Source organism: Alteromonas sp. 4NH20-0056, assembly GCF_057539655.1.
This window is the reverse complement of record NZ_BAAJLS010000007.1, coordinates 81,997-106,758: the sequence shown is the minus strand read 5'-3', so window position 1 is coordinate 106,758 and position 24,762 is coordinate 81,997. Positions and strand designations below refer to the sequence as shown.

Sequence of the window (24,762 nt, the reverse complement as noted above, 5' to 3'; positions counted from 1 at the left end):
AAAAAGGACTTTGAAAGGGCATGCTAGCTTCAATTACCACCAAGAACGTCGATGCTTCAATTCCTTTCTTGAACCATTATACTCACAGGGCCTAGCAGTCCTGATGGAAGTAACTCATCATCTTTGTTCCAATGCTTCCATGTAGCAAACGTGCTACGCGCCCCAGGTTGTTCGGGCGTAGCTCCTTTAAGCCATTTCGGAAAACTAGTTAACTGAGAGCCTTGATAGCCATTTTTCTTCCAAGGTGCCGTTTCAGGATACAAGCGCTCATCGCCAATTAAGCGATTAGGCCAAAGAGTAGTCACTTCTATCTCCAAACGGTTTTCTCCGCTTCGAATGATATTGCTAATATCAAAGTGATAAGGCGCCCACATTCTCAGTCCGAGATCGTGACCATTTAGTCTTACGCGCGCAAACTGGAAAGCGTCGCCAAGGTTAAGAAGGTAGCTTGGGGACGTTGGCAAATCATCAGCCATTTCAAATTCAGTCTCATAGCGAACCGTGCCAGAAAAATACCTGACATCTTCATTCGCGTGTTGAGACAAATCGATGAGTTCGTTAAGCGCTAATGCGTTTGGTTTTTTTACGCCTTTAATAAACTCTACCTGCCACGGTGAATCTAGCACCTGCAATTGCCCAAAAGAGAGGGTGTTAAGTAGCTTTCCGGTACTCTTTTGCGGCGCTAAAACAACAAACAAAGACTGTGCTTGGTCAAAGTGTAATGTAAACCGCGTGCGACCGTTTTCAACCACGTAATCACTGGCGAGAAGTCGTTTACCTGAAAGCGGATCCCAGATTTCAACCGCTTTACCTTTAGCTCTCAGGTCCAATTCTATTTCGGCAGCCATTTGATCTAGGTTACTGATGAAATACACATCCGTGTTCTCTTCAGATACATCATGGTGTCGCCAAACAAATCGGTTATCAGTGTGAGAAATTAGCACGTCTGGTTGAATACCTTTATGGTTCAATGCGTCTTCTAGGGTTTTAAACACCTGGCTCTTAAATCCCGCGCCCCAAATTTCGTTGGCTAAATGGTGAACTCGTCCATCAGTGGCCGAGATATCAAAAGAGCCTTCCAAACTTGGCGAAAAAGTGGGAGGTAAACCTACAACCGTTACCCCTCGCTCTAATAGAGATTTTATTTGCTCTAGTACTTCTACTCGCATGCTCACGTCGGGCGATATCGATAAAATGTTATAGGTTCTCCCCGATTCAAAAGCTAGCTGCCCTCGCTCATTTACATCAACGTGGTTCATCAGCCCATCTGTCGAAATAAATTCAAAATCGTAGCCATCAGGCAGCGTTTTCAAAGCAAATTCCTTGTCGGATGTCGTTGCCGAGTCATCACCTAATAAGTGCAATACATCAAACACAGGCTGCCCTTTGCTGAGCATGGCGTGGGAACGCGTCAAATACTCATTCCATGTATTTATCTCATGCCACCACGTTTGTGTGCGCTCAAAATGTAAACCCCAGTAACCAAGTGTCATGCCCGGCTCTAGGGTTGTCCAGGGTTGATGGGTAAAGAGGTGATGCGTTGTCAACGTAACCCCTGCAGCCAAATCGGTATCAGCTTGCGACTTATAAGTTAGCGGGTGACTTAGCCACCTATTCGCTTGAGGCAATGAAGTGAAGGACTCTGAACGAACAGGCTTATTGTAAATAGAGCCTGCGGATGCTGCCATTTTGGCAGTCAGGTAAGCAAATTCTTGATTGGGCCTATTTTCTGCAGGGTTAATAGAACGAAATGCACTATTAGCATAAATAATATCCGCTTTTCCCAACGCTTGAAGGTTGTCTATAAAAGGTTTCATCGATTGCGCTGAAAACTTCAAACCCAGTTCGTTTGAACGCTTTTGCATACCCCCATAAAAACGCTCAGCAATGAGCTCTGCGAGTGTTTTTCTGTAGTCCCAAAGAAAACGCTCACTGAACATTGCATTCTTTACGGTATACCCCAGCGTAATAGGAAGAAGTCGAATAGGTGAATAACCTCGCCTCTCTTCGAAGTCTATTTCAAACTCCTGCGTCCAATTTTGCCGCCCTACTTCCCAGCTATCGGCGTGGGTTGATACAAATGAATCGCCTACATGTTCCTGCGAACGACTTGCTACGTTTTTAATGTAATGCTCAAAATGTTTATCAAGCGCACGCTCGCTTAATTTATCAACTTCAAGCCCTTCGCCTTTCGCCGTACCCGGTCGATTAACCGCTTCCGTAGAAGACAGACCAAACCGAATTACGGTCCAATTATCACTAGGTGGCGTCCAGTTAAGGCGACCGTTTTCGCTAAGATATTGGGTAACGTCAACAATTGAATCAAGATTGATACTCGCGTTACTCTCTAACGAGGCATTCATTGCTTCGCGCTCTGTTTCTTGCATATGAAACGGGAATATATGCGCTGCTTTTTGACACCAGTTCGCAATACGCGGTTTGTTGTCAAAAATTACTTCCCGCACCGCGACATCCACTTTCGGCATCGCTGTGTACAAGAGCTTACTGTCAGTAGGCTCGAACACAATTCTTGCGTGTTTCGCCTTTACCGGTTCAAACTGAAAACAGCTGAGGTCATCATAAATTTGCCCTCGTTTTGAAAAGGCGACCTCCTGATAATTCTCACCATCATTTGATATAAGAAGGTGGTTTCTCCCCATCATTCCATAAGCAGCAAATTTCACAAAAACGTTACGAAACGTATACTCCTCAGAAAAATCAAATTGAATAAAGCGCTGTTTGGTTTCGTCATCAACCTTGGGGGACACCACTGTATTCCAATCACCATCGAAAGCATTTGTAGCAGGCTCGGTAACTTTTGGCGTAACCCCTGAAATTCTGGCCATAGCGATACGTTCTTGAAACTCTGGCTCCATGTGCGCTTTAGGTGTTGGAAAGGCAAGTACAGCTATATCTTCATAAAAATTCAAGGGAGCATGAGGAGCGGGGAAAATTATAGGCTGAGTTTGGCTATGGACTTGTTGCTCACTCCAAGACAGCTCTTTCATACCGTCTTTAGGGCTTATCCAAGGACCACCAGCGACGGACCACCCTTCACTATTATAAAGGTTCACTTTCAAACCAAGCTCAGAAGCATTTTCAAAGGTATAAGCGAGTAGTGATTGGTATTCTTCTGAAAGAAATTCAACAGGGCCTGCGGGAATAACATGATGCTCATTAATGTGCATCAACACCACACCTCCTAATCCGGCATCAGCCATTGATTCAAGATCTGCTTTTATGCCTTCCTCAGTAATATTGCCATTAATCCAATACCAAAATACCCATGGTTTATGACTATCTTCAGGACTTTCAAACGCCTGTTTTATTGATTCAGCATTTGCGCTCAATGAGACAAAAACTACAGCAATAATTAACAATAATCTGCGCAAAGCACACTCCCGTTATTTAATTTATTTCTAAAAGAAAAAATATAAAGAGCATCACGCTCTACTCACTTGGCTCTATTTTTCCTAGCTCAAAGTCATAGACGTAAATGGGGCTAGACTCACCATTAAATTTTGGTGCATGCTGCCAAACAATACTTGCAACCCCATGGCTTAATAAACTGAGATCCCACGTGATATACCCGCCCTCAATTGTGACTAGCTCATTATCTATATTTGGTATTTCGATTTTATGCCATTCAGTAAAGCCGTCTGTTCTATCAGAATAGAAAACTCTGGCATCGCCTCTTCCTGCAAAAGCAAACAACCTGTCATCTAAGAGCGTTAAAGTAACGTTTGAAGCGTTAAAATCAGAGACTCGTTTTTGCCACTTGCCGGATATGTCGCGAACATAATGATGCACTCGCGCTGGGCCGTGTGGGGATGTTTTATGACTAAGGAGGAGGTGATAATCACCTGTTTTAGTATCGATTACAGAATTGTGGGAAACATTAGATGGCCTTAATGTTGTAGGCACATGGACAGCTTCTAACCCTGATGTTTCTACAGATAACACCTCACCTTCTCGAGTATCAGCGACTAGATTGCCTGCATTATTGTACCAAGTGAGCCCCTCATCATCGCTGTAGGCGTAGTAGATACCATGATTACAGTCAGACCCATTGCTTGTACCAGGGTTACAATTTATCGGCCGCTCTCTGAATACCCAGCTGATGTGCATGCGACCATTAGCATCAAACTTTGGGCCGCCACCAGCTAAATAAGGGCCTCTAGTTGAAGGCTTTTTATTGCCATTCACATTTTGACGATAGACACCGTCATTTGAAGATAGATTGCGAATGAACTGCCAATCGCTATTTTTGGCATCATAAAGTGCGAGCCGCATTTCACCTTTTGCTGCACCTCCCTCTCGGAAATACATGAGCAAATTTCCACTCTCTAACGAGTAAAATTTGGGATACGTCACACGCCCTACCGCGTCGTTAGGAAAACCTAGATTGCGCTGAAACTTAAAAACTTCATCGTTCCAATCTACGGTTTCTGGGTGGTCTGCGACTCCCGAAGCAGTGCGTGCGTAGTTGATGCGATCTGAGTTGTGATGGTCGAAGGAAATATGAATGGCGCCGTCGCCTTTTGATATCTCGATGGCTTGGCGGTTATGTGCGTCATCAGAAGTTAGTCGATATACAGGCAAGGTGGCGTGTTGCCAGTCGTGCCCCGTTACTTTTCTGCGTGCGACAACCACTTCAGCAAAAAGGTCACCGTAACCTCCCCTGTCTTTTGCTGTGTAATAAATCACATATTGATAACCTTTATAGGTAACTGCTTGAGCTCCCATAACACCCGCAAAGAGAGCCTTACCATTTCGCGCACGGTCTGAGCCATCTGAAGTATGAGATTTATCAACCAAAAGACTACTCCCCAGCAAAATTGGCGTTGAGTGGAGAGACAACGAAGGTACTGAGGCCTGCGTATCTTGATGTGCCGAAGCTCCTCTATCAAGCGCAAAAGAAGTGCAGCCAAATAGGTGTGCAATTACCATAGCTAAAAGAAGCTTATTTTTCATGTTTCTATGTACCATATTTTGTTCAATTGGAAGACCGCTGGTCTATCGACTACGTAAATCTATTTAGTCAATATTTGACTGCTCAATTTCTTATGAGAAGCACCAAGCTTCAAGGCATTTTAAAAGTCACTGGGTTGAAGCTCGTTGAAAGTGGGTCGTCCAAATCGAGCATTTTCTCTTCGATAGTGTCATCCAGCCTTTTCAACGTCATCTTTTCAGCAGCTGTCAATTCTCTCTCAAGCAGGTTGTGAGTCTCATGAGGATCTCCATCTAAGTAATAGAACTCATCTCGTCCTTTGTTCTTGAAGTCTCTAACTAGTTTATATTGGCCATCGCAATACATTCTCATGCCAGTAATCGACTGATGCAGCGTTGAATAAGCGGCAAAGTAATCAGTGCTCACTACTACGCTTTCATCTCTTAACGCTTTGATTACACTTTGCCCTCTAATGACTGTTTCACTAGGTATATCCAGTTTGGCGACATCCATGAGAGTAGGGAAGAAATCAAGATTTGATACGGTTGAGGCATTTTCCGTACCCGCAGGCACCTTACCGGGCCAACGAACGATAAGAGGTACTTTAAGCACGGCATCGTACAGATTGGGGCGCTGGCCCTTGGGAATGTTTTCTGTGCCTTTCGGTGGTGTGTTTAGCAACCAAAAACCATTGCCTTTATGCCAAATACCATTTTGTCCGATAACATAGCCATGATCAGAGGTAAAAATGACCACAGTATTTTCAGAAAGTCCCAGTTCGTCTAAATGGTCCAGCAGTCTGCCGACATTTCTATCTATACCTTTAACAGATGCTAAATATCCGCGTAATAATTTCTTTGCTCTTTGAGTATTCAGATCGGGATAATCAGGATGTATTAAATCTACATCGTCACTGATAGCATCTAAATCACTCCCTAAGACAGGCTCAAATGGATAGTGAGGCGCCCTGTAATGCAATGATAAGGCAAACTTCCTGTGTCTATTTCTACTTAAAAAATCCATGGCATGGTCAGTGAGAATGTCAACGGTAAGCCCCGTTTCTTTCTCCTGGACACCATTAACAAGTAATTGAGGATCAGCGGGGGAAGTTCCGCCTCCTAAAAAACCCGTAAACTCGTCGTAGCCAAAATTTTGAGGGTGATGTTCAGGTTGTTTTCCTAAATGCCACTTACCGATCAAACCATTATAATAGCCGTTTTCTTGCAATCTTTTGGGCCAGGAATCCAGTTCTGCTGAAAGCCCTAAGTCTAACTGGTGCCCTGTTAGGGTTTTACTATTTAGGTGGTCATTTATCCAATCGTCGATACCTACTTCAAAGCCGTAACGGGAAGTGAGCAAACCTGCTCGAGAAGGGCTACAAACAGGCGTAGTGGTATAAGCATTCGGAAAGGACATACCTTGCTCGGCTAAGCGTTGAAGGTTTGGGGTTACAGCACTGGAGCTTTTACCTTCTAACGCCCATGGAGCCTGGTCGTCCGTGTATATAAAAACAATATTCGGGCTTATACTTTCGCTTTCTTGGGTGACATCCATTACTGGATCAGTCTCACCACTTACATATCCACAGCCGCTCCAAATCAGTATGCTTAATGCCAAAAGGCGCAATAAGTAAACCAGCATTTTCTTTTTCCCTTCCAAAATCAGCGTTTACCGGTGATGCCTACTTGAGAAAATCAAGAGTATTGAGCTGCACTATGTTTTTCAAGAAGGCTAAGAGAACACAAACTCGCATTTTAAACTCGCCAAATATGATTGATTTTGACCATTAAAGCATTGTTTTATTTTTTAAACAAATATTTTACATAAGGAGGAATGACCAAAATGGATATTTAAAAACCTCAAAAACACATTAAAATCAGGGGGTTGAGCATAGTTAACACCTAATAAAATTGAGGCGTGAAATACAAAAGCCGACGACAAACTCAAGAACAAAAAAGACCAAACGTGAATGAATTTGATTGTGCTGCTGGTTTGCTTCGATGTAACATTGAGCACAAATCAGGTTCGCAGTTAAGCCACTCACTACTCTGTATTTCGTCAAATCAGTTAACTTTAAGGATGCATGATGAAAACCCACATACGCAAAATAAGTCGGTTTATCGGAATAAAAATCGGCTTGTTCGCTATGGCTTATATGCCACTAACCTCATTACAGGCTGAGGCCGTGTTGCCAACACAAGAGCACGTGATGGCACAAATGGAAAAAGTGGCAAATTGGCAAGTTGCACGCACACAACATATGACACATGTAGGTCGTGCTCGGGCTGGTTCTGAAGCATATGGACGATGGATTCAAGGCGCTTTTTATAAAGGGCTCACCAAACTTGCTGAGCGGTCTGATAACCCTTTTTACGAAACCTGGATTGGTTATGTGGGGAATGACCATGACTGGAAGATGGGTAAGGTCAAATACTTTGCCGATGACCACGTTATTGCACAAACCAACCTTTGGTATTACCGCAGGCACAAAAACGAAGAAGCGCTTACGCCAGTAACAGAAACGATTGATTGGCTAATTGAGCAAGCTCCCGACAATAGTCTCGAGTTTGTTGCCGGCAGAAATAAAGATAACGTACATAACTGTCAATGGCGTTGGTGCTGGGCTGACGCTTTGTTCATGGGGCCGCCAGTATTTTTTGAGCTTTCAGTAATTACAGGCGAGCCCAAATATGCTGATTACGCCCACAAAGAGTTTCAAGCAACTATCGATTACTTACAAGACCCGAAAACCCAATTACTTTTCCGAGACTCTCGTTATTTCAACAAAAAAGGCAAGTTCGATGAACAAGTTTTTTGGTCTAGAGGAATGGGATGGGTATACGCAGGCGTTGTACATGCTTTGGAGAGCCTCCCTAAAGACCATCAATACCGGTCCTACTACGAATCACTCTATCAAGAGCTTACATCCGCAATCGTGAAACTGCAGAAGAAAGATGGTGCTTGGCCTATGTCATTGCTAGCAGGAGAGAGATATGTAGAGCCAGAAACTAGTGGCACGGCTTTTTTTACCTATGGATTAATCTGGGGCATTAATAACGATTTGTTAGATGAAAGTACATACCTCCCCTCTGCATTGAAAGGATGGCAAGTGCTGTCATCAGCAGTACATCCAGACGGAAAGTTTGGGTGGGTGCAGGGTGTGAATGAGAAGCCTGATGTAGTAACAAAAGATGACTCCCAATTATTTGGTGTAGGTGCCTTTTTACTCGCGGGAAGCGCGATGTATGACTTTGTAGAATCACAATAACTTCTAACCTTGTTTGGTGAAAAGAACAGGAGTTAACTATGAAAACAAATATAAAAAATTCGCTAAGAATACTTGCTAAGTGCAGCACCATGCTGTGGGTAGGTCAAGGGATAGCTGCAGACTGTAGTAGCAACCCAGCCAATCCGAACGGTGAAGCCTCGAAACTTCAAAACGCATTGCAACAAGCAACAAACACTGGAAAACCACTTCGATTAACCGGGACTTACTATATAGGCACTGATAAAGACGCCACAGATGGGAAGCAGATACTCAAAGGGATAAATGTAACCTTGCGCAAAGATTTGATAGTTGACGCCACGGGTGCTCGCTTTATCGCGAAGGCAGATTTAGACGGTGACTTGTTTAGTTTCGACACGAAGAACAATGACAACGTTTGTGGGAACAAAGGTCAGCTTGCTGATTTTACTTGGAAAGGCGGTGATTTCGATATGTCCCGCGCGAAAGTATCGACTGTTGTTCCCATAACACGTTTAACACCAGCAGGGCGAGAAGGAAAAGATAAGACCGCCGATGCGCTTTCTATTCGTGGCGTTGTCAATACAACCAACTATCACAAGTTAAACGAGCTCGTTATCGAGCGCATTAATTTTTATGGAACGCGTAATAACAGCGACCCATTTTATGAGGCGGGTGGAGACAGCGGTATATTAATGACAGGCGCACTCAAAGCCACAATTAGATTTAACAATTTTTATGGCGTACGCGATGCCGCAGTATACTTATCAGCGGGTGGGGATAATGGACAATTTGGTGATCACTTTACCATTCACGACAATTACGTAGAGCGCGCATTTGATGGCTTTACCTCTAAAAGAGGCGCTGACAATATAGTTATGCGTAACAACGTACTGAAAGATGTCGTTGTGGGACTAAGTACAAAAAGCGTATTCCGAGGATGGCAGGCCACAAATGTCAAAATACGTGATAATACTATCGATAATGCCATGCGCGCAATCAGTCTTGAAACCACAAATAATGTGACGGTTGAAGACAATGAAATAAACAATCTGGGCGACGTCGTGGCAGCGCAAACTTCTGCTAGCAAAGCTAACTTTAACGCCTATAGCGACGCATTCGAGGGTATTTCACTTATTGGTGTGCAAGGAACAAATACAGTAAAGAATAATAAAATCAGAGGCGTTACCGGAAATTCGCGAGGATCTACTACACGCGCTTGGGGAATAGTTTCCTATGACTATGAGGGTCGAACTACCAACAGTGTAGAAATTGCGGACAATGTGTATTCGAATCTAGATAGATGGGATGTGGGTTTCTGAGGTCAATCTTTTGATGGAATTTTCCGATGAGGGTTTTTATATGCCTTCCGCTAGTCATACCGGACTCAGTAATTCATAGTGCCAGCATAACGTCTGGCTACTACGGGTATTTTGCTCCGAGAAGCAAAACAATCATCAAACGAAATATATGAAACAGAGCCTCTAATGTGAGGAGGTTCATTTGGTTTCAAAGACATCACATGACCTGGAAATTTTAAATTCATTATGGTTATCGGAAACTGTCCGCGAACAATTTACAGTTTTCTACCATGATGTCTTAACAAAATAATTATACCTCACTTTTATTCGACTCGCCCGCATTGTCCTATCTGGAAAAAAGGCCACTCTCAAACGGACAATTACTTTTGATAAAAAGTTATGACGCTCTAATTATTAGAATCTAACAAAGATAGTGAACCAACGAGAATTTCCAATCTGAGTCACCCCAGAAAAGTCTATTTTTGAGAAAGAGCATCAAATGTATGTATCGACACTAGCAAACATGCTCAAGTCTCAACGCTTCTTCGCTTTCAAGTAATAAATCCGCAAAGGTGGTCAAAATAACAACCTTTCACATCTAAAGAAAACATTCGTTTTTTCTTTGTTTTCAATTCTAAACACTACTATAAACGTTATTAAAAAATGAATTTAAATTCATCCACCACAAGTCATTACATCGTAAAAATCTTTGTGCTACAAATTATTAGGGTCGTCAAAATCAATAAATAAAAGGCCTCGGGCCTACTCTCATCTAAATCAAATATATCGACTCGCTCCAGGGAAACTTTCACACGAGAATAATTATGAAAAAGAAATTAATAAATACATTAGTAGCAACAGCTCTAGCAGGTTCTACCTTCGGCGCTTTTGCATTGACAGACATACTTCCTATCGAAGGAGCAACTGTTGAACAGGAAAACGCCATAGAAGCCTCTTTCGATAAGAAAAATATATTGGCTAACGCTATTCAGGCAAGTAACAACCGAGTACGTGTCATCGTTCAATTGATCGACTCTCCTATGGCACAGTTTAGCGGTGTTAATCCTAGTGTTGGCGCTACATCTGCACACAGAGGGCAGAAAGTTAACTTTAAATCGAACGCAGCAAAGGAATATAAGTCGTACCTTCAGACACAACAAAAATCCGTTATACAGAGCATTAAATCATTTGACTCATCGTTTGAATCCGACCTGTCATACACTAACTCATTTAATGGTTTCGCGGGGATGGTGTCTAAAAGTGCACTAGATAAACTCGCCAGCCTTCCTAACGTCAAAGCTGTTTACCCTGACGTTATTCATCATGCACAGATGGACGCAAGTTTAGATTTAATAGGCGCTATCGAAACGTGGGAACAGTTCGGTGGTAGAGAGAACGCTGGCGCAGGCGTAAAAGTTGCCATTATCGACAGTGGAATTCGTCCCGAAAACGAACTATTCAGTGGCAATGGTTTTACTGCACCTGACCCCGCCACATTACCTACTGATGACTATTGTTCTGAAGTACTAGACTTCTGTAATAACAAGCTTATTGTCGCGCGTGCTGCCCCAGTTGTCGCAGGCTTTGACCTTGCTGATGGAGAATATGAAAGCCCGCTGGGATTTAACGGTCACGGTACACATGTTGCCGGTACCGCGGTAGGTAATTTCGGTGTGATGGCAGAGCGCGATGGCGCTGAAGCCGAAATTTCAGGGGTAGCACCTGCAGCTTACCTGATGGTATACAAAGGCCTCTACGCTACATCTGCAGAGCCAACTCGATCCAGCGGCGCGTCGTCAATGCTGCTTTCAATGCTAGAAGCATCGCTGGAAGACGGAGCAGACGTCGTTAACAACTCATGGGGTGGCGGTGCTGGCGGATTGCCTAGCAGCTTTTACGCAGGCGTTTTTGAAGCCATGAATGATGCTGGCGTTGTCACAGTATTCGCTGCAGGTAACGATGGCCCGGGCGATACAACCATCGGTTGCCCCGGTTGTGATGAAAACGTGCTCACAGTTGCAAATACCACAACTGGTCGCATTTTTGCCAATGAGGTTATCATTGACGGTGATAGCGCTATTGGCGCGATCCCTGCTGTTTATTCAGTGGGTAACCCTGATATTGTATTTGACAGCCCAATTACAGCGCCTGTGATATTCGCTGGCGAGGTAGATGCCACCAACGCAGAAGGCTGCTCACCATATGTAGACGAAAATGCACTCGAAAGTTCTATTGCTCTTATAAGCCGCGGAACTTGCAGCTTTGCTGATAAAATTGCAAACGCTGAAGCAGCAGGTGCAACGGCGGTACTGGTTTATAATCAACCGGGGCGCGGAGAAGCCCCCTTTCAAATGGCCGGATTAAGACCCGATCAAATGGTACCGTCTCTTATGCTACCCGCAACACCGGGGGCGGCGTTAGCAAACCTGACGTTAGCATCGGAAGAAACAATAACTATTACTATCGGTAATGAAATTGTTCGTGTTGTCTCTGACGATTTGGCAGATATCATGAACGAAAACAGCTCTCGTGGACCTGGCGGTGATCCGACATTCCTAAAACCGAACATCGCAGCCCCCGGTACGCGCATATTTTCTGGGGAGTCTCCTGATGCACCTGATCATCTCGGCGAGAGTTTCTCATTTAAAAATGGCACTTCTATGGCGGCTCCGCATGTCGCAGGTGCAGCAGCGTTGATTAAACAAATGCACCCCGATTGGTCTGCACAGCAAATTAAGAGCGCACTAGTTACCTCTTCCATTCGCGATGTTGTAAAAGAAGATGCAGTTACTCCTGCCGATAGTTTTGATATTGGCGCAGGTCGACTCGATCTTCCGCGTGCAACCAGTGTTGAGCTTACCTACAGTGATTTAAGCTTGGTGTCAGCAAATTGTTTTCTGAACTGTGAAATGTCAATCACGGTAACTAACACCAGCGACAGCGATGTGGCTGTAGATGCAACATCGATGTTTGATGATGGAGCTATCACAGCTAGTGTAACCCCCTCTATGGCTACTTTACCGGCAGGTGCCTCAGCGGAAATAATGATTTCTGTTGACGTTTCATCCGCTGACACTAATACATGGTCATTTGGCGGAATAAACTGGTCAGACAATAACAATGCAACGACGGATTACTTTATTCCTATTGCGGTCTATCCTATTACTTCGGACGAGCCTGATCTATTCAGAAGCAGTGTCAGTGCGAGCGTAGCAGAAGAAGGTGAGTTAGTCGTTTCCGAAGTAGTTATAGACAATACTGATATCACTGGGCTGATTGGTCTTTCGACCATCATTGATCGTAAATTTGACGTCGAGCCAGAAACGATTTCAGCAGTAATAAATGGGAGCCAAGAGTCTGTAACTTACAATGCAGAGACTCGTGAAATTAAATGGGAAGGATCTATTGACACTGCTACTCTAAAAATGTCCCAGTCGACGTCAATTGGCGATCTTTTATCCGGGTTGGGCGCGCCTCGATATTTACCCATGTCAGCTATTAATATATCACCGCTTGTGTGCTCTGAGTTATGTGATGATGCATCAATCACCGTTGACATACCAAGACCTATCACATATCTGGGTAAGCAATATCGGTCTATGCAGATATCCTCCAATGGCTATGTTTCATTAGGCACAAATTCAGGAAGAACTACGTCTCCGTTTGCCGAACCATTCCCAAATTTGCTCGAACCAAACAACGTAATTGCCCCATTCTGGACAGACTTTGATTTGTCTGGTGGTAATGGTAAAGGAACTATGTATGCCGTTTCACTAACTACTGGGCACTTTGTAGTAGAATGGGAAAACGTTCAGCTTCTCGACCAACCAGGTACATCATTTAATTTCCAGTTATGGTTTGAATACGCTACCGGTGCTGTTCACTTTGTCTATGGACCAATGGACGCTCCAGTTGCTCCAACTGTAGTGGGAGCAGAAGACTCTACAGGTAAAGTCGGTACCACCTTGGCTGCCCTTACAAGTACGTCAATGCAAGGAACGATGCCAGTTTCAGGAGATGAATATACCCTTACTCAGACCAGCGGCGATCAAGTATTTCTATCGTATGCTGGTAGTGTTGTAGCGGCCGGCGAATTGATGGATGATGTTCTACACGTTAGCGAAGATGCATCTGTTACTGCGAGCATTCTCGCTAATGAGAAAGATGATGTCATTTTAAATACCTTCACAATGAAATCTCTCTCGGGGGACTACCGTACATTGTCGCCAATAAAGATCGACAAGGCGCCACTTGATCCATCAACCGTCGTCATTACAACTGAACCTGCAAATGGAACGGTGATCGTAAGCGAAGATGGTACAGTGACCTACGCGCCCAACGCTGACTTCTTCGGGGAGGATCTATTTACTTACACAGTACGTGAAGAAGGCGCAGTCAATGAAGAAGAGAAAGTGCTTGGCGATGTAATTGGCGAAGGTACGGTATCAGTTAGCGTGGCTGGCGTGCAGGATGCACCTGTCATTTCTGTATCTGCACCATCAAGCGTTAATGAGGGCGAAACCTACACTGTTTTTGCCTCTGCTACCGACGCTGACGGTGACGATGTCACCATTACAATTAATGGTGTGCAGACAACCACGTTGAATGGAACAGCGCCTAACCATGAACAATCAAGCCATATTATTGTTAACGTTACAGCAACAGATGGTATTGATACCACCACGGACACCGTAACCATTTCTGTCAATGACAAACGCGGTGGTTCCATGAGTTGGATTGCTTTGCTATTGCTTCCTGTGGTGTGCTTAAGCAGACGCTTTAGACTCTAAGCACTTTAAAACAGTATAAAAGGGGGCCGCTGAGGCGGCCTCACATAGATTGTAACTCTGCCTATGTAAAGGAAAATTCAAATCAACTAACGAATGATATATTGTCTACTGAACTGGTATGGATCGATTTCTCTGACCTGAGCTTAAATCTAATCAGACACTAACGATGGTCTAAAATGATCACAATTACATTATTTTGTTAGACCAAAGTAAACATTGTATAACCAAGAAAATACGTCTACGTTTGTGTAATGGTTACGCAGTTTCTATTCAAATAATGCCAAAGCCCACAGCTACAACCCTCTATTCTATTATCTTATTGCTGTTAGCTAGCAAGGTTGCTTTAGCTGATACTAAATTAAGCACTCATAGGGTGACATTTGCTTGCGCACAAATACCAACACATATTGAGAGCTATTTTAAATCCATATACGGAACAGCATTTGCAGAACTGGGCATGGATTTTAAAATTGTTCCTGTAGGACTTGCAAGAGCAGTGCTTGAATCAAAAAAAGGGTCCATAGATGGATTATGCGGAAAGATCGAAAGCTTCGAAAATATGCCCATCGCAAAAGATTTGATTAAAATTCCAGTGCCTCTATTTACGACAGACATAGCACTCTGGGCACTTGAGAAAAATGCGCAAAAGTTTGCCTCAGGGATTAAGAATAGAAATGATTACATCGTTGTGCATCAACGAGGTTCACTTGCGAGTGAATTTTTTGTAAGAAAGAACGCAATAGAAAACGTTATAACTACCTGGTCAAAAAGAGACACCGTTGACCTATTGCTCAATGAAAGAGTAGATATGATTATAGCGGGTAACCTATACATTAGTACAATTAGTCGTCCAGACACCGCTACTCTATTGGTTAGAGTATCAGAACCAGAAGAATTTAAGATATATCCTTTCATTCACCGACGCTTCAAACACCAATTAAGTAGTATTGAAGCTGCCATTAAAAAAGCAGTCGATGAGTATCAGCCCGCGAAAGAACTTGATGAATAATATTTTTCTGAGAAACTCATTTAGCAACTTATCCGGCGATAACGTAACTGAGAGAGCTATAAAATTCTTATTGAGAAATAAAGGCTCACCCGTATTTTTATACTCGATGAAAGTTAAAGCAAAACTTAATTGCAGTGGTCTTCGTAATTTAACTCTAAGCACGAAAATAATTTAGTAGCCGATTTCAAACCACGACCATGAAGACTACGTGTTGTTGAAGACGAGAAAAAAACTCGTTAACTTATACCCTATCTAAAACGAATGTGGTCACGATTTAAGTCACTAATTTTTGAACATCCCATAAGGCGCATATCACGTTCGATTTCCGCGACCATCAATTCCATGGCTCTTTCTACACCTTTTTGTCCTGCTGCGGCTAGTGCAAAAAGATAATAGCGCCCCAAGCCAACAGCTTTTGCGCCAATAGCGAGCGCTTTTAAGACATGAGTTCCTCTTTGAACACCGCTGTCAAAAATAACATCAATTTGGTCGCCTACGGCGTCTACAATTTCAGCTAAGTGGTCAAAAGAGCTTCTAGAACCATCGAGTTGTCTGCCACCGTGGTTAGAGATGACTATACCTGTGCAGCCTATATCTACCGCGCGTTTGGCATCATCAACACTCATAATACCTTTGAGGCAGAATTGACCATTCCAAAATTTAACCATCTCTTCAACGTCTTTCCAGTTCATCGAAGGGTCAAGCATATTAGTGAAATAATCGCCAATAGAGCTAGCCCCACCGCCCATGTCTATATGAGCATCTAACTGAGGAAGTGAAAATTTCTCATGGGTAACATAGTTGATACCCCACATCGGGCGCGTTGCAAATTGCCACAGCCCCTTAAGATTGAGTCGAAACGGAATAGCAAAACCTGTTCGCAAATCCCGCTCTCTGTTGCCGCCAGTGATAGAATCTACAGTCAACATCATAACTTCGATATTAGATTCTTTGGCTCTTTCCATCATAGCTCTATTCAAGCCACGATCTTTATGGAAATAGAACTGATAGACCTGAGGTGTATCATACCGTTTAGCGATTTCTTCCATGCTTACTGTTCCTAATGAAGAAACACCAAACATGGTGCCAAACTTCGCTGCCGCACCAGCCGTTGCGCGCTCACCTTGATGGTGAAACAAGCGTTGTAAAGCGGTGGGAGACAAATAGACTGGAAGCGCCAGCTTTTGCCCCATTACCTCAATGCTTAAATCGATGTCCTTTACACCGGTCAGAACATTTGGAATAAGATCGCAGCTCTGAAAAGATTCAGAGTTGCGACGCATTGTCACTTCGTCATCGGCTCCACCATCAATATAATTGAATATTGGACCAGGCAACCTTTTCTGCGCTAACTTTCTAAAATCGTGATAGTTATGACAATTGCTCAACAACATATGCTTTTCTTATTCCGATAGTTTGACAACAGTTATTTCTATTATTCTTGTTCTTTTTTATTATTCTTCGATCGCTTTTTTGTAGAGTACAGATAGAAAGCGGCTATCTTATTGAATGATTAAACAATGCCAGAACCCGTCGCATTCGGATCCCGTGGGCGCACCTTGTCCATAGACTCTCGATAGTCAAGCGAACGGTAAGTCCCAATAGGATTGATTGCCGCGGACTTGCGGTAGCGCGCCATTGCAAGAATAGGCGTTACATCTACATTAAACGCTTTTTTCAGTTCCATAGAGGCCATCATTGCATCGTTGTCTTGCTGATAGCTGTACAGAGCATCTCTGTTAACCAATAATGCTTTTACATAAGAGCGCTGAACTTCGATAGCAGAAATTACCAAGCTTTCGATTGGGTCTGTTACATTATGTGACTGATCCAGCATGTAGGCAGGGTTAAAACCTTCTTGCTGACGTTGCTCTGCATCTACTAATTCATTGAAAATAAGGAACTGCTGATAAGGATGCAGTGAGCCGCTATCTAAATCATCATCGCCATATTTACTATCATTAAAGTGGAACCCACCTAGCTTTTTAAACTGGATTAAACGAGACACTATCATCTCGATATTAGTATTTGGCGCATGATGCCCAAGATCTACAAGGGATTTACATTTTGGGCCTAAGTGCATAGCTGCCAGTAAGTTTGAACCCCAGTCTTGAATCACAGTTGAATAAAAGGCTGGCTCAAACATTTTATGTTCGATATGCATTTCCCAATCGCTTGGTAGCCCCGCATAGATTTTCTCCATGCTTGATAAGTAGCGTTCAAAAGCGCGTTGAAAATGCTGCTGGCCAGGATGGTTAGATCCATCACCCACCCACACTGTTAGACTTTTAGCACCCAATGCTTGGCCATACTCAATACAATCGAGGTTGTGCTGAATAGCCAGTTCACGAGATGCTTCTTGCGTATTACTTAAGCTTCCGTACTTATACGATACTTCTTGTCCAGGTTGGTCTTGAAATGTATTTGAGTTCACTGATACCCAACTAAGACCATATTCATCTGACGTTTGTTTCAATTCACTAAAGTCATCTACTTTATCCCATGGAAAATGGGGTGAAACACTATCAGTACAGCCAGACAATTCATTGATGACCGAGCAGTCTTCAAGCTTCTCGTAAATATTGCGAGGCTCACCTTTCAATGGGAAGCGAGCAAATCGAGTTCCCCCGGTACCAGTGCCCCATGACGGTACTGCTATTTGAAACTGCTCCGCTGCCTTTGTGAAATTTTCAATATCAATACCGTCGCGGCTTAGCTTTTCACCTAGTGCGTCATAATCAGATTTTAAATCTTTATAGAGTTCTTCGTTTTTTTCGCTTACTAAAGCGGAATCTATTCTACGTAACATAATCTACTCCTAGCGTAGGAAGGCTTCGTGCAAACCGCCGTCTACACTAATAATTTGACCTGTGGTTTTGTTTAGCTGACCAGACACAAGGAGATAGGCTGCCTCAGCTTGATCTTCAGGTGTTATTGGTGACTTTGTTAATGTTCTCTGCGCATAAAACTCAGCTAGACTTGTGCGAAGGTTCTCAGTGGAATCTGATTCTTGGAACGGAATATCGTACTTAGTCAGTGAAGATATAACCCGGTCGCGCGGGAACATACTGCTACCTTGAACTACGGTAGCAGGAGCAAGCGCGTTAACATTAACTAAAGGTGACAACGTAACGGCAAGTTCTCGAACTAAGTGGTTAGCAGCAGATTTACTTGTATCGTAAGCTAGTGAACCTTTCTTAGATACAGCACCGTTAACGCTAGTGGTGAGTACCATATTTCCTTTCATTTGCTGCTTTTCCCAGATCTTCTGCGCTTCAGAAGCCACAACATAGCCGCCTTTCACGTTCACGTTAAAGCTCAACTCAAAGACTTCGTCGTTTTTCGCTAAGTCTGCACCCTCAGCGATAAATACGCCCGCAGTAACAATAACTTTATCAATGCCGCCATAAGCGAGCGTTACATTGGTAAACAATTCCTCTACGGTTTCTCTCTTGGTTATATCAACACCAAGCGCAATGGCTGGGCCGCATGAAGAAATACCCGTGCCAGCTACGCCAATACCTTTACCATAAATAGCTTCTAGTTCTTCTGCTGTTGCTTTAGCGTTTTCAAGGCGAAGGTCTGCACAGACTACATGTGCGCCCTCTCGAGCAACGCGATGGGCTGTCGCTTTACCAATGCCGTCTCCAGCACCGATAACAACAACAACGTCTCTAGCTAGAGGAGCTTCCTTTGGCATTCTTTGAAGCTTGGCTTCTTCTAAAGCCCAGTATTCGATATCAAATGCTTCTTGTGCAGGAAGAGCTGTATATTCAGAGATTGCTTCTGCGCCTCTCATTACTTCAATAGCACAGTTGTAAAATTCAGCGGTAACGCGGGATTCACTTTTGTTCTTACCCCATGCAATCATTCCAACGCCAGGAATTAGCACTACTGTTGGACTTGGGTCACGCATTGCCGGTGAGTCTTCGCGTTTGCATGCTTCATAATACGCAGTATAGTCCTGTCTATATTTCTCTAGCGCCGCATCAAATTTTGCAACGAGATCTTCAAGCGCGTCAGATTTAGGGTCGAAGTCGATATAGAGTGGCTTAATTTTCGTTCTTAAAAAATGGTCAGGGCAAGAAGTACCGAGCTCGGCTAGACGAGGAGCATCAACGCTATTAACGAATCTAAGCGTGGCTTCGTCATTTTGAAGCGTGCCAATGTACTTAACATTAGTCGATAACTTTCCTCTTGCGATAGGCATAAAGTCGGTGAGAAGGCTTCTTGCTTTATCGTCGTCAAGAGATTCTACCTTTTGTCCACCGAACGTATTTTCGCCTTTATCGTGCTCTTCAATGTAACGCGCAGCAGTTTCAATAACCCACAATGAGGTTTCGTAGCAACTTTTGCTCTCTGAAGACCAATTAGTGTGTCCGTGTTGACCTAAAAGAATACCCCATATATCAGGATTCGCTTCATAAGCGTCCTCACATACTTTTGCGGCTTCCCAACCAGGGCGCATCCAAGGAACATAGGCCAGTTTTCCGTCCCATATTTTAGCCGTTAACGCTTCTTGATCTTTACAAGATGCGACAGAAATTACGGCATTTGGATGTAGGTGATCAACGTGCTTTTCTTCAATCATTGAATGCAGAGGCGTATCTATTGATGAAGCGCGAGGGTTTAGACAAAAGTTACAATGCTTAAACATGCCAACCATCTTGTCTTCACCAGCGCTCTTGTACCCTTTGTCCGGATATTGCTGGTAAACGTTATCTAAAGCGCGAAGTTTGTCAGCATATAGTGAAGAAAAATTCTCTTTTTTCGATGTTCTCAGGTCTCCGCCTGAACCTTTAACCCATAACACTTCTACTTCTTCGCCTGTTAATGGGTCTTCTTCTAGCAGCTTAGCGGATGTGTTTCCGCCACCAGTATTGGTGATTCGTTGGTCTTCGCCTAGCTTGTTTGAGCGATATACCAAATTCTCTACAGGAGAGAGTGTATCTGCTTCTTCATCTTTCCAAAGGTACTTAACATGCTTGTAATCATCGGGTTTAAAAGCCATTACAGTGTCCTAAAATTATCAGTTAGATATGTTTCATAAATGTAAACATCGATTATGGTGCTAACAATACACGCCACTTCCAATCCCTGTCAATCATTTTCAATCATTATTGGTTTCATTTTGACTGCATTGTGATTTTTAATCCGCAAAAAAGCTTATTACCGTTTATTTTTGAGCGTTTTTGACTATTTCGAACCACTCATCAGCATATGATTCCAGTCCAACAAAGTTAGAGGGCTCTACGTTTTCTAAATCCAGTGAATGCTGCCTTTGCTTTTGATAGCCTATAAGTGCTGCTGCACCTAGTACTGTGCCTGTATTGTCTGTCGAAGCGAAAACTGGCTGCTGACGACGCAGCTGAGCAACCAAGCGACATAGTAGTGGGTTTTTAAGAAAAGCACCTTCAATATAGATTGCCCCCTTAGATTGAAGGTCATTTAGCCGTTGATTAATCATAAGCGCACAATAAAGTGTGGCGATAGCTTGTGGTGCAGTTGGCCTTTCAGGGCATAGCAATTGAGGCGTCAAGTCGGGGAAAGGGCCATTGCCCTCGCTAAAATCAGGGGTTACGCGCCAATAATTACTTATAGCGTCTTGAATTTCTGATTCTGTTGGGTTCATTTTTATGTTGCCACCGAGCGTCGTACAAATACGTTCATACTCACGGCCACCCATAAACCTGGCACAAGAGACTGGGTTACTGTTTATATCTACATTAGCAAGAGTATCTACTTTGTCATGAAGGGCACCCACATCTCCCCCGGACTGCATTAATATAGTCCATGTCCCTGTAGACATAACGGTAAATTGCTCAGTCGCTTGAGATTCGATATTTAGATACCTTAAGAAGCTCGCATTACTATCGTGAATACCGCAATAAAGCTTACATGAAATAGGTAATGACGTTTTTTTAGATACCTCGGCATTTACTTTCCCTATGCAGTCCCAAGCATTCTTTAGAGGTGGGAATAGGTTAGCCCACTCCTTTTTAATGGCGAGAGAAGAAAATTGACGCTCAGATGGTTGCCATAAGTCTGTGTGGCAACCTAAAGAAGTCACCTCTGAGCTCAGCTCTGCACCCAATCTCCAAGCCCAATACTGCGGATATAAAAGAATAGCATTCGCTTTTGCAAATTCTTTCGGGTACTTCTCTTGCAACCAATAAAGTTGCTTACCTAAATTCAAACCTGCAGGCAGTAATGGAGATAAGCTTTCACTAAAGTTCGGACGTTCGTGCTTATAACGTGGTGTACATTCGTCAATACCCTGATATTCGTAGTCTAGAATAGGAAGTGTAAGTGCTTTAGATCTATCTGTTGAATTACCATCGATTAAAGCTGCAGTGGCGCCGTGGGTAGTAACAACAAACCCGTCTACCTCTTTTGTATGTGTGCACGACTTTAACGTTTCTTCTATCCAGTCCCATATGCTGTCTACGTCGGCCTGAGGGTACTGACCTTCAATTGGGGCATTTTTGCAGCTGAAGCTTGCAACTTGCTCATAGTCTGAAACAAACAATAGCTTTATATGAGTTTTACCAATATCTAAAACAGCTTTCACTCTAGCATTAACTCCAAATTTTTCGTGAATGTAATATCAAAGGAGCGTCATGTAAGTTGTAACTAAAGAGTACACTGAAATGCTTGTCAGCTATGCTGATTATGACTTCTCTCGAGGATACTTCCAAAATATTAAGTTTATGTATAACAAAAAATGATTGAAATTGAAATCTTTTGATTAATATTAGTGGCTGATAAGACTAGTTGATACTGCTGCGAAACGATAATCTCAACATGTACCAGTGGGGGATATTTGAAGTAAGGAGGTTTCATCATCAAGAGAAACCTCGTAGTAACAATATGTGGTTTTTCGTTACGCCGCCTCTAGTGTCTCAACGTCGACGACAATAACTTCGATACCGTAACTTCTGATTTCGTCTAATTGCACTTTATCAGCACGGTTGTCAGTTATTACAATATCTACAGAGTTCAAATCACAGAAAACAAGATTACTTTGCAGACCAATTTTTGAGCTGTCCGCTAATACAACTAGCTTATCAGCCTGCTTGCGTAGCTTTTTCTCTGCCAATATTAGCAGTGGATCAGATTCCATGACGCCGTATTTACTGATACCAGGTGTTCCCATAAACATCATGGTTCCGCGATAGTTCTGTGTAGTATCATTTTCAAAGGAACTTAGAATAATGCTCTGCTTTCTATAAACCTCGCCGCCTGGGAGGGTGACCTGGTTCTGACTGTTCTCTACCAAGTCTTGAGCCAAGACAAATGAGTTGGTTAGCACATTTAATCTTTTATCTCTCAGGAACTCGGCCATCATATATGTAGAGCTGCCACCGTTGATAATAATAGATTCGCCGTCATTACAAAGCTCACATGCAGTTTTAGCAATGGCGCGTTTAATATCGGCATTCTTTTCTTTATCTATTAGAAAGGCATTGCCAGAGAGATAGAAATTTGAGGTCGAGACAGTATCTATTACTTGCGCCCCCCCTCTTATCTTTTTGATCTTATTTTGAGCAGATAATTTTTTCAAATCTCTTCTGATCGTTGCCTCAGATGCGCCTAATTGACTGCACAATTCGGGCACACTCGCAAAGGTGGACTCTTCTAATACTTCAAGGATTAACTGTTGTCGCTGCTTTTCAAGCATTACTTTTTCTGTCCTATTTGGCGTTATAACGTTTAATATAATCACCAAAGCAACCAAAATCAATCAAAAAACTTATCATATGATTGATTTTGATAAAAATGACATATTTAATGGCAATTTACAGGTTAAAACTTAACGTAAAGAGGAAATTTCAATGTGGTCCATATCGTCAAACTCTTGGTTTTCTCCGCCCATAGCCCAAATAAAGCTGTAATTAGTCGTCCCTACCCCACTGTGGATAGACCAACTAGGTGAAGCAATTGCAATTTCAGGCGCTAATGGGAGAGTCTTAACTTCTTTGGGTTCACCTAGCATATGAAATACTCTTTCGCTTTTATCGAGGTCGAAATACATATAAATTTCAGTCCTACGAAAATGCGTATGAGGGGGCTTAGTGTTCCAAACGCTTCCGGTTTTTAATTCGGTAATACCCATGACTAACTGGCAACTATCGACAATTCCAGGTCGAATAGACTGAAATATTGTTCTTTCGTTAGAAGTTTCCTGAGAACCAAGATCTATCTTTTTTGCCATCGTTTTTGGTACATGAACGGTTTTAGTGACCCGGTGTGCAGGATATGAAATCATATAATATTTAGCAGGATTACTCGCATCCTTAGACGACAAGACAACTTCTTTACTACCTCTGGTGACATAAAGGCTGTCTTTCTTAGCCATGTCGAAACTTTCACCATCAACACTGATGGAGCCTTCCCCACCGATGTTAATAATTCCTAATTCTCGGCGCTCACAAAAGTAATCAGCAGCAAGTTCTTTATGCGTTGGTAATTCAATAGTTGCCTCTGTCGGCATAGCACCACCGATAACAGCCCTGTCAACATCAGTGTAAGTTAGCGATAAATGACCAGGAGTGAAGAGCTCTTCCGTTAAAAAAGCTTCTCTTAACTCCTCATTTGTCATACTTGGATAACTGCGCTTATTGGTAGAAAATAAAAAATTCATAATGTGCCTTTTGATATCTTGTTAGAAAGGTTGACGGGCTCGCATTAGCGAGCCATCCAGCCACCATCGACAAGTAATACATGCCCGTTCACGTATGAAGATGCTCGAGAAGAAAGAAAGATAGCGGCGCCACCAAGGTCGTCCGGCTGGCCCCACTTTCCGGTAGGGATACGACTAGTAATACTTTCAAATCGCGATTGGTCTTGGCGAATGTTGTACGTATTGTCTGTTTCAAAGTATCCAGGGGCGATTGCGTTCACTTGAATATTTTGATTAGCCCATTCATTCGCCAATGCTTTTGTTAATTGCGCTACACCACCTTTACTTGCAGCATAAGCTGGAACAGTAATACCACCAGAGAAACTTAGCAAAGAAGCAATATTGATAATTTTTCCACTGCCTTGCTCCAACATCTGTTTGCCCGCTTCACGACAGAAAGTGAATACACCATTTAGATTCACATTAATGACTTCGTTCCAGTCCTCATCTGAAAACTCATGTGCTGGAGAGCGCTTTATTGTTCCAGCGTTGTTAACTAAAATATCAATGCGCCCATGATTTTCAATAATCGTATTTACTGTATCGATAATTTCGGCGGTGTTTGATTGATCACATCCGTAGCCTGCACACTCAACATCTTTCTTAACTAACAATTCAATTGTAGATTCAACGCTTTTTGTCGACGAACCTATGGCAATAACTGTTGCGCCGGCTTCACCTAAGGCTAGCGCAATACCCTGGCCTAATCCTCTGCTAGCTCCTGTAACAACGGCAACTTTGCCGTGCAAACCAAATTGTCTACTTAAATAATCAGACACTTCAT

General features: G+C 43.0%; 14 protein-coding genes. 4 read left to right on the top strand and 10 right to left on the bottom strand.

Annotated elements, in window-relative coordinates; translation table 11 throughout:
• Positions 1 to 56 precede the first annotated feature (56 nt).
• The 3 genes from AC27EZ_RS13405 to AC27EZ_RS13395 form a co-directional block, all read right to left on the bottom strand.
• Complete coding sequence (locus tag AC27EZ_RS13405; RefSeq protein WP_487135800.1) at positions 57 to 3,392, bottom strand: glycosyl hydrolase; 3,336 nt, start codon at positions 3,390 to 3,392, stop codon at positions 57 to 59.
• A 58-nt stretch (positions 3,393 to 3,450) separates the two neighbouring features.
• On the bottom strand, positions 3,451 to 4,974 hold the full coding sequence (locus AC27EZ_RS13400) for a BNR-4 repeat-containing protein (RefSeq protein ID WP_487135799.1): 1,524 nt from the start codon (positions 4,972 to 4,974) through the stop codon (positions 3,451 to 3,453).
• 109 nt (positions 4,975 to 5,083) lie between these two features.
• Positions 5,084 to 6,610 carry a sulfatase-like hydrolase/transferase gene (locus AC27EZ_RS13395; RefSeq protein ID WP_487135798.1) on the bottom strand — a complete coding sequence of 509 codons (1,527 nt, stop codon included), beginning with the start codon at positions 6,608 to 6,610 and terminating at the stop codon, positions 5,084 to 5,086.
• Positions 6,611 to 7,037: 427 nt separating this feature from the next.
• On the opposite strand from AC27EZ_RS13395, the gene AC27EZ_RS13390 reads away from it, so the two are divergent.
• The 4 genes from AC27EZ_RS13390 (at position 7,038) to AC27EZ_RS13375 (ending at position 15,295) form a co-directional block, all read left to right on the top strand.
• A complete protein-coding gene (locus AC27EZ_RS13390) occupies positions 7,038 to 8,219 on the top strand; it encodes a glycoside hydrolase family 88/105 protein (protein ID WP_487135797.1) in 1,182 nt (393 codons plus the stop codon).
• Between the two features lie 38 nt (positions 8,220 to 8,257).
• Entirely contained in the window at positions 8,258 to 9,517 is a 1,260-nt protein-coding gene (locus AC27EZ_RS13385) for a right-handed parallel beta-helix repeat-containing protein (RefSeq protein WP_487135796.1), read from the top strand.
• A gap of 803 nt (positions 9,518 to 10,320) precedes the next feature.
• Entirely contained in the window at positions 10,321 to 14,286 is a 3,966-nt protein-coding gene (locus AC27EZ_RS13380) for a S8 family serine peptidase (RefSeq protein ID WP_487135795.1), read from the top strand.
• Positions 14,287 to 14,563: 277 nt separating this feature from the next.
• Positions 14,564 to 15,295: a hypothetical protein gene (locus AC27EZ_RS13375; RefSeq protein WP_487135794.1), complete on the top strand. Its 732-nt coding sequence runs from the start codon at positions 14,564 to 14,566 to the stop codon at positions 15,293 to 15,295.
• 248 nt (positions 15,296 to 15,543) lie between these two features.
• On the opposite strand, the gene AC27EZ_RS13370 is transcribed toward AC27EZ_RS13375, so the two are convergent.
• The 7 genes from AC27EZ_RS13370 to AC27EZ_RS13340 all read right to left on the bottom strand — a co-directional run bounded on the left by AC27EZ_RS13370 (position 15,544) and on the right by AC27EZ_RS13340 (position 24,757).
• A complete protein-coding gene (locus AC27EZ_RS13370; protein WP_487135793.1) occupies positions 15,544 to 16,689 on the bottom strand; it encodes an alpha-hydroxy acid oxidase in 1,146 nt (381 codons plus the stop codon).
• Between the two features lie 119 nt (positions 16,690 to 16,808).
• Positions 16,809 to 18,104 (bottom strand): L-rhamnose catabolism isomerase, encoded by a 1,296-nt coding sequence (gene rhaI, locus AC27EZ_RS13365; protein ID WP_487135792.1) that lies wholly within the window; start codon positions 18,102 to 18,104, stop codon positions 16,809 to 16,811.
• Positions 18,105 to 18,113: 9 nt separating this feature from the next.
• Positions 18,114 to 20,306, bottom strand: a complete 2,193-nt coding sequence (locus AC27EZ_RS13360; RefSeq protein WP_487135791.1) for a bifunctional rhamnulose-1-phosphate aldolase/short-chain dehydrogenase — start codon at positions 20,304 to 20,306, stop codon at positions 18,114 to 18,116.
• A gap of 165 nt (positions 20,307 to 20,471) precedes the next feature.
• Positions 20,472 to 21,866, bottom strand: coding sequence for an FGGY-family carbohydrate kinase (locus tag AC27EZ_RS13355; RefSeq protein WP_487135790.1), 1,395 nt, complete (start codon positions 21,864 to 21,866; stop codon positions 20,472 to 20,474).
• Between the two features lie 312 nt (positions 21,867 to 22,178).
• On the bottom strand, positions 22,179 to 22,976 hold the full coding sequence (locus tag AC27EZ_RS13350; protein WP_487135789.1) for a DeoR/GlpR family DNA-binding transcription regulator: 798 nt from the start codon (positions 22,974 to 22,976) through the stop codon (positions 22,179 to 22,181).
• A 132-nt stretch (positions 22,977 to 23,108) separates the two neighbouring features.
• The gene (gene kduI, locus AC27EZ_RS13345; protein WP_487135788.1) at positions 23,109 to 23,939 is read right to left on the bottom strand and encodes a 5-dehydro-4-deoxy-D-glucuronate isomerase; all 831 of its coding nucleotides are present in this window, start codon (positions 23,937 to 23,939) and stop codon (positions 23,109 to 23,111) included.
• Positions 23,940 to 23,983: 44 nt separating this feature from the next.
• A complete protein-coding gene (locus AC27EZ_RS13340; RefSeq protein ID WP_487135787.1) occupies positions 23,984 to 24,757 on the bottom strand; it encodes an SDR family oxidoreductase in 774 nt (257 codons plus the stop codon).
• Positions 24,758 to 24,762 lie beyond the last annotated feature (5 nt).

Coding starts and splice junctions, on each gene's coding strand:
- kduI (WP_487135788.1), bottom strand. CDS start 23,939: ATGAATTTTTTATTTTCTACCAATAAGCGCAGTTATCCAAGTATGACA.
- AC27EZ_RS13390 (WP_487135797.1), top strand. CDS start 7,038: ATGAAAACCCACATACGCAAAATAAGTCGGTTTATCGGAATAAAAATC.
- AC27EZ_RS13360 (WP_487135791.1), bottom strand. CDS start 20,306: ATGGCTTTTAAACCCGATGATTACAAGCATGTTAAGTACCTTTGGAAA.
- AC27EZ_RS13385 (WP_487135796.1), top strand. CDS start 8,258: ATGAAAACAAATATAAAAAATTCGCTAAGAATACTTGCTAAGTGCAGC.
- AC27EZ_RS13375 (WP_487135794.1), top strand. CDS start 14,564: ATGCCAAAGCCCACAGCTACAACCCTCTATTCTATTATCTTATTGCTG.
- AC27EZ_RS13380 (WP_487135795.1), top strand. CDS start 10,321: ATGAAAAAGAAATTAATAAATACATTAGTAGCAACAGCTCTAGCAGGT.
- AC27EZ_RS13400 (WP_487135799.1), bottom strand. CDS start 4,974: ATGAAAAATAAGCTTCTTTTAGCTATGGTAATTGCACACCTATTTGGC.
- AC27EZ_RS13350 (WP_487135789.1), bottom strand. CDS start 22,976: ATGCTTGAAAAGCAGCGACAACAGTTAATCCTTGAAGTATTAGAAGAG.
- rhaI (WP_487135792.1), bottom strand. CDS start 18,104: ATGTTACGTAGAATAGATTCCGCTTTAGTAAGCGAAAAAAACGAAGAA.
- AC27EZ_RS13370 (WP_487135793.1), bottom strand. CDS start 16,689: ATGTTGTTGAGCAATTGTCATAACTATCACGATTTTAGAAAGTTAGCG.